The sequence below is a fragment of the Streptomyces sparsus genome (assembly GCF_054776295.1).
On the sequence record NZ_BAAHCA010000169.1, the window covers coordinates 1,535 to 7,395 of the forward strand.

The following is a 5,861-nucleotide window of genomic DNA, read 5'->3' on the forward strand; positions in this document are numbered from 1 at the left end:
TCCCCGCGCTCACCCTGCTCCCCGCGCTCACCCTGCTCCCCGCGCTCACCCTGCTCCCCGCGCTCACCCTGCTCGCCCGTCATGCTCTGCCTCCGCACTCGCCCGTCCCTCCCTGCTCGCCCGTCACGCCGGCTGCCCGCTGCCCTCGGCGGCCATGGCCGTGCCGTAGGCGCTGACGTCGGAGTGCGCGTACAGCCGGAACCAGGCGTCGAGCACCTCGGCGTCCAGCAGTTCCAGCCGGGCGAGGATCTCCCGGGCGAAGGCCACTGGTTCGGTGGGCCCGGCGGTGATGACGTCGCCGTCGGTGACCGCGTCGGCCTCGCGGTAGTGGCTGCCGCCCGCGTAGCCGGTGGCGGCCAGCGCCTCCGGCACCGCGGCGGTGTGGTCGCGGTCGTCCAGCAGTCCTTCGGCGGCCAGCGCGGCGGCGCCCCCGCAGATGGCGGCGACGGGCACTCCGGCGGCGAGGAACTCGCGGGCCTTCGCGGCGAACGGGGAGATCCGGCGCTGATGGTCCTCGGCGCCGGGCACGATCAGCAGCGCGCTGTCCGCGGGCCGCAGCGCGGCGAGGGTGAGGTCGGGCAGCACACGCAGGCCGCCCATCGTGGTGACCGGCCCGGTCTGTTCGGCGACCGTCACCACGCGGCAGCCGTTCTTGCGCAGGTACGGCGTGACCAGCCCGATCTCCCAGTCGGCGAGGGTGTCGTAGAGGGCGACGTGCACGGTGCGGACGCTGTTCATGGCTGCTCCTCGAACGAGTGATGATGACAGTATCCTGTCCTAATGGCAACATGCTGTCAATGTCTCGGGTTCGTGGACCACGTTCGAGGCTTACGCTGAGACTCCGGAGCGGCGAGTGATGAGGAAACCCATGAGCACCCACCCCAGCGGCCCCGACCGTCAGTCCCGAGAAGCCGTGGCGGCGCCGGCGGACACCTCCGCGCGGGCCGTGGCCGACGCGTCGGCGGGCACCGGAACGCAGCCGGGAACCGCCACCCGGGCAGCGGCGAAGGAAGCGGTGAAGGAGGCCGACCGGGCGCACGTCTTCCACTCCTGGTCCGCGCAGCAGCTCATCGACCCGCTGCCGGTCGAGCGGGCCGCCGGCTCCTACTTCTGGGACTACGACGGCAACCGCTACCTCGACTTCTCCTCGCAGCTGGTCAACGCCAACATCGGCCACCAGCACCCCAAGGTGGTCGCCGCGATCCAGGAGCAGGCCGGCCGCATGTGCACGGTCGCACCCGGCTTCGCCGTGGACGTCCGCTCGGAGGCCGCCCGCCTGATCGCCGCCCGGACGCCCGGGGACCTCGACAAGATCTTCTTCACCAACGGCGGCGCCGAGGCGGTCGAGAACGCCGTGCGGCTGGCCCGGCTGCACACCGGCCGCCCCAAGCTGCTCAGCGCGTACCGCTCCTACCACGGCGCCACCGCCGCGGCCATCAACCTGACCGGCGACCCGCGGCGCTGGCCGTCGGACACCGGGACGGCCGGCGTGGTGCACTTCTGGGGCCCCTACCCCTACCGGTCGCCCTTCCACGCCGACAGCGAGCAGCAGGAGTGCGAACGCGCCCTCGCCCACCTCGAACAGACGGTCCTGTTCGAGGGGCCGCAGACGATCGCCGCGATCATCCTGGAGACCGTCGTCGGCGGCGCCGGCATCCTGGTGCCGCCGCCCGGTTACCTCCAGGGCGTGCGGGAGATCTGCGACCGGCACGGCATCGTCTTCATCCTCGACGAGGTGATGGCCGGCTTCGGGCGCACCGGTGCCTGGTTCGCGCTCGACCACTTCGACGTGGTCCCCGACCTGGTGACCTTCGCCAAGGGCGTCAACTCCGGTTACGTGCCGCTGGGCGGGGTGGCCATCTCCGAGCGCATCGCCGCCGACTTCCGGCAGCGCCCCTACCCCGGCGGGCTCACCTACTCCGGTCACCCCCTGGCCTGCGCCTCGGTCGTGGCGACTCTCAACGCCATGGCCGACGAGGGCATCGTGGAGAACGCCGCCATGATCGGCGAGCGGGTGCTCGGGCCCGGCCTGCGCGAACTCGCCCGCCGCCACCCCTCGGTCGGTGAGGTCCGCGGCCTCGGCGTGTTCTGGGCCCTCGAACTCGTCCGGGACCGCGAGACGCGGGAGCCGCTCGTGCCGTACAACGCCTCCGGCGCCGACAACCAGCCGATGGCCGAGTTCACCGCGGCCTGCAAGCAGCGCGGCGTGTGGCCCTTCGTGAACATGAACCGCACCCACGTGGTGCCGCCGTGCACCATCAGCGAGGCCGAGGCGAAGGAGGGCCTCGCCGCGCTCGACGAGGCGCTCACCGTCACGGACGCGTACACCGCCGGCTGACGTCCGCCCGCCCGCCGGGTCGCACCTCCGGCGGGCCCCGGCCGGCGGAGCCGATGTTCAGGGGGTGGTGCCGGGGAGAACCTGTCCTAGGGTGGCCGAAGCCCCCACGAAGGAGAACGCTCCCATGGCCCCCGCCATCACCCGCAGCACCTTGCGCCAACAGATCGCGGACGCTCTGCGGGACGAGGTGCTGGCCGGGCGCCTGCCGGCGGGAAGGCAGTTCACCGTCAAGGAGATCGCCGAGCAGTACGGCGTCTCGGCCACCCCGGTGCGCGAGGCGCTCGTCGACCTCACCGCCCAGGGCCTGCTCGACTCCGACCAGCACCGCGGCTTCAGCGTGCACCGGTTCACCCTGGCGGACTTCACCGCCATGGTCGAAGCCCGGACGCTGATCATCGAAGGCGTGTTCCGCACCTCGGCGGCCCGCCCGGCCCCCGCCTCCTACGCGGACCGGGTGGCGTCCATCCGGCGACGCGCCGAAGCCTCCCGGCGGGCGGCACTCGCCGGCGACCTGGACGTCCTCATCGCCTACGACCTGCGCTTCTGGCGGGAGACCGGCGAACTCGTCGGCAACCCCTACATCTCCGACTTCCTGGACCGGGTCCGCGTCCACTGCTGGGTGTTCGCCGTGCCGCACCTCCGCGCCCAGGGCCAGTTGCGCGGCCTGCTCTGGGCAGGGCACCTCGATCTCGCCGACGCCATAGAGCGGCAGGACGCCGCCACGGCCGAACGGGTGATCGCCGACTACAACGGCCACTCGCTGACCCTGATACGCGACCTCGCCGCCGCCGGGGCCTGAGGGGTCGGGCCCGAGAGGCCGGGCCCTGACGCCCGGGGCCGAAGGCCCTGCTCCCGGGCGTCAGGTGCGGGGCGTCAGCCGTTCCACGGCGTGCCGGTGAGCCGCTCGTAGGCCTCGACGTACTTCTGGCGCGTCCGCTCGACGACCTCGTCCGGCAGCGGCGGCGGCGGAGTGTCGGCCGCGCGGTCCCAGCCGGAGTCCGGGCCCGTCAGCCAGTCCCGCACGAACTGCTTGTCGAACGACGGCTGGGGCCGGCCCGGCTCCCACTCCTCGGCCGGCCAGAAGCGCGAGGAGTCGGGGGTCAGCACCTCGTCGGCCAGCACCAGGCCCTCCGGGTTCTCCTCCGACACCCCGAACTCGAACTTCGTGTCGGCCAGCACGATGCCGCGCTGCCGGGCGGTCTCCCGGGCCCGGCTGTACACGGCGAGCGTCGACTGCCGCAGCTGGGCCGCCGTCTCCGCGCCCACCTGCCGGGCGACCTCCTCGTAGGGCACGTTCTCGTCGTGCTCCCCGACGTCGGCCTTGGTGGCCGGCGTGAAGATCGGCGCGGGCAGCTCCGAACCGTCCACCAGGCCCTCCGGCAGCGCCAGACCGCAGACCGTGCGGGTCTGCTGGTACTCGGCCAGGCCGGAACCCGTCAGGTAGCCGCGTGCGACGCACTCCACCGGCAGCATGCGCAGCGAACGGCACACCGTCACCCGGCCCGCCCAGTCCGCCGGGGCGCCCGGCGGCACCTCCGTGGACAGCACGTGGTGCGGCACCAGGTCGTTGAGCTGGTCGAACCACCACAGCGAGAGCTGGGTGAGCACCCGGCCCTTGTCCGGGATCTCGGTCGGCAGCACCCAGTCGTAGGCCGAGATGCGGTCGCTGGCCACCATCACCAGGTCGCCGGCCTCGTTCCGGTACAGGTCGCGCACCTTGCCGGTGTGCAGGTGCACCAGACCGGGCACCTGCACGGGCTCGGGCTTCTCGACGAATCCGGACACGGGTCCTCCATCAGGTCTGGGCAGAGTTCTCCGATTCTCGCCTACCCAGGAAAGGACGGCCCGCCGGGGTCAATCCCGCTTGCAGATGCGGTCCAGCAGGTTCGCCGTCGCGCGCTGCACCCGCGGATCCACGTGGCCGGGCCGGTCCAACGCCGGTGACCAGGCGAAAGTGCCCGAGCAGAAGACCAGCGCACCGCTCGGCGCCCGGTACAGCGACGTCTCCTGGTGCCGGCGCGCCCCCGCCCGGTCCTGGTACGGGGAGTGCGCGAGCAGGATGCGGCGGGTGTGGGCCGGCAGCGACGTCCGCGGGAAGTAGCGGTCCGCCTCACCGGCGACGAGCCCGGGCAGCTCGTCGCCCTCACCGGCGCCGGTGGCGTCCCACAGCCAGTGGTCGGCGTTGCGCACGACCAGCGGATGCGGCGACGGCACCTGGCCCGCGTACTGGATGCCCAGCAGCTGCTGCTCGGGACGGCCCTGGTCCCGCCAGAGCGCGGGCCGGCCGGGGCCGCGCCGCTTGCGGCAGGTCAGCAGCCGGTCCGGTTCCCCGGACGGCAGCGAACTCAGCTCCACCTGCCAGTACATGGTGTTGGCGGAGAGAAAGACCAGCGCGGTACCGCCGTCCCTGGCCCGCTCGACGGCCCGCCGCATCGGCACCGACCAGTACTCGTCGTGCCCGGCGAACACCAGGCCGCGGTACCGCGTGGGATCGATCCGGCCGGCGTGCAGGTCGCGGGTGTCGGCGTAGGACAGGTCGTAGCCGTAGCGCTCCGCCCACCGGATGAAGTCGTACACGTGTCCCACGTGCAACGGCAGCCCTGAGCCGGCGTACGGGCGGTCGAAGGAGACCGTGGTGGCGGCGTCCTCCTCGCCCAGCAGCCGGCCCTCGTCGTCCCAGGCGTGGTAGAGGCTGGCGCCGCTGCGCCCGTCCTCCGGGAAGAGGTTGTACGCCTGCCAGGTGATGTCGGGGACGACCAGCAGCAGGTCGGCGCTGCGCATGTCCCGGACGGTGAAGGGGATGTGCGAGCGGTAGCCGTCGGCGGTGGTGAGCACGGCGACGTGCGCGCCGGGATTCCAGTACTCGGGCACCTGGAGCCGCCACGACAGCCACCAGTGGTGGCAGGAGACCGTGCGGTCGGCGGCGAGCGGCTCCGGCTGCACGATACCCGACAGCCGGGGGCTCGTGGTGATCTTGGTGGCGCCCTCACCCGCGTAGTGGCCGATGCGGTAGACGTCCACGCTGAACGGCTGCGGCGGGTTGACGGTGACGCGGAAGTCGATGGACTCGCCGGGCGCCACCGCGCCGGTGGAGGTGAAGCCCTTGATCTGGCACCGCACGTCGTCGGCCGTCCGGGACGAACCCGCGCCGGCCCGCTGGGCCGGCAGGACGCGGCCGCCCGGGCCGGGGGCCGTCTGCACACCACCCTCGGCGAAGTCGGCCCGGTCGACGTACCAGGGCACGACCCGGCCGTTCTCGAAGTAGTGCTCACTGCCGCGTAACCAGGGCAGCGGGCCCTGACCGAACGGATCCGTCACGGCATGCGCCAGTGCTCCCGACTCCCAGCGCCGGATCTGCTCCGTCCCCACCTGGTGTGCCCCTCCCGTCGGCCCCGCGTTCCCCCGGATGCTGCGTCCAGCACATCACATGCCGCAGTGGAACCGTTACCGTTCGTCGCGAATTGTTCGACCGCCCACCGGGGGCCGGCCGCCGCCGGTGCCGGCGGAGGCCGGGTCGCCGCAG

General features: G+C 72.8%; 5 protein-coding genes. 2 read left to right on the forward strand and 3 right to left on the reverse strand.

All coding sequences use genetic code 11. The annotated features are described in order from the left end of the window. Positions 1-123: 123 nt before the first annotated feature. Positions 124-738: a DJ-1/PfpI family protein gene (locus tag ACYVE9_RS11005; RefSeq protein WP_461027594.1), complete on the reverse strand. Its 615-nt coding sequence runs from the start codon at positions 736-738 to the stop codon at positions 124-126. Between the two features lie 130 nt (positions 739-868). On the opposite strand from ACYVE9_RS11005, the gene ACYVE9_RS11010 reads away from it, so the two are divergent. Further along, a complete protein-coding gene (locus ACYVE9_RS11010; protein ID WP_461027595.1) occupies positions 869-2,338 on the forward strand; it encodes an aminotransferase class III-fold pyridoxal phosphate-dependent enzyme in 1,470 nt (489 codons plus the stop codon). A gap of 124 nt (positions 2,339-2,462) precedes the next feature. Beyond that, a complete protein-coding gene (locus ACYVE9_RS11015; RefSeq protein ID WP_461027596.1) occupies positions 2,463-3,137 on the forward strand; it encodes a GntR family transcriptional regulator in 675 nt (224 codons plus the stop codon). A 74-nt stretch (positions 3,138-3,211) separates the two neighbouring features. On the opposite strand, the gene ACYVE9_RS11020 is transcribed toward ACYVE9_RS11015, so the two are convergent. Beyond that, positions 3,212-4,123 carry a phosphoribosylaminoimidazolesuccinocarboxamide synthase gene (locus tag ACYVE9_RS11020; protein ID WP_461027597.1) on the reverse strand — a complete coding sequence of 304 codons (912 nt, stop codon included), beginning with the start codon at positions 4,121-4,123 and terminating at the stop codon, positions 3,212-3,214. A 69-nt stretch (positions 4,124-4,192) separates the two neighbouring features. Beyond that, positions 4,193-5,707: a N,N-dimethylformamidase beta subunit family domain-containing protein gene (locus ACYVE9_RS11025; RefSeq protein ID WP_461027598.1), complete on the reverse strand. Its 1,515-nt coding sequence runs from the start codon at positions 5,705-5,707 to the stop codon at positions 4,193-4,195. Between the last annotated feature and the right edge of the window lie 154 nt (positions 5,708-5,861).

Coding starts and splice junctions, on each gene's coding strand:
- ACYVE9_RS11005 (WP_461027594.1), bottom strand. CDS start 738: ATGAACAGCGTCCGCACCGTGCACGTCGCCCTCTACGACACCCTCGCC.
- ACYVE9_RS11010 (WP_461027595.1), top strand. CDS start 869: ATGAGCACCCACCCCAGCGGCCCCGACCGTCAGTCCCGAGAAGCCGTG.
- ACYVE9_RS11015 (WP_461027596.1), top strand. CDS start 2,463: ATGGCCCCCGCCATCACCCGCAGCACCTTGCGCCAACAGATCGCGGAC.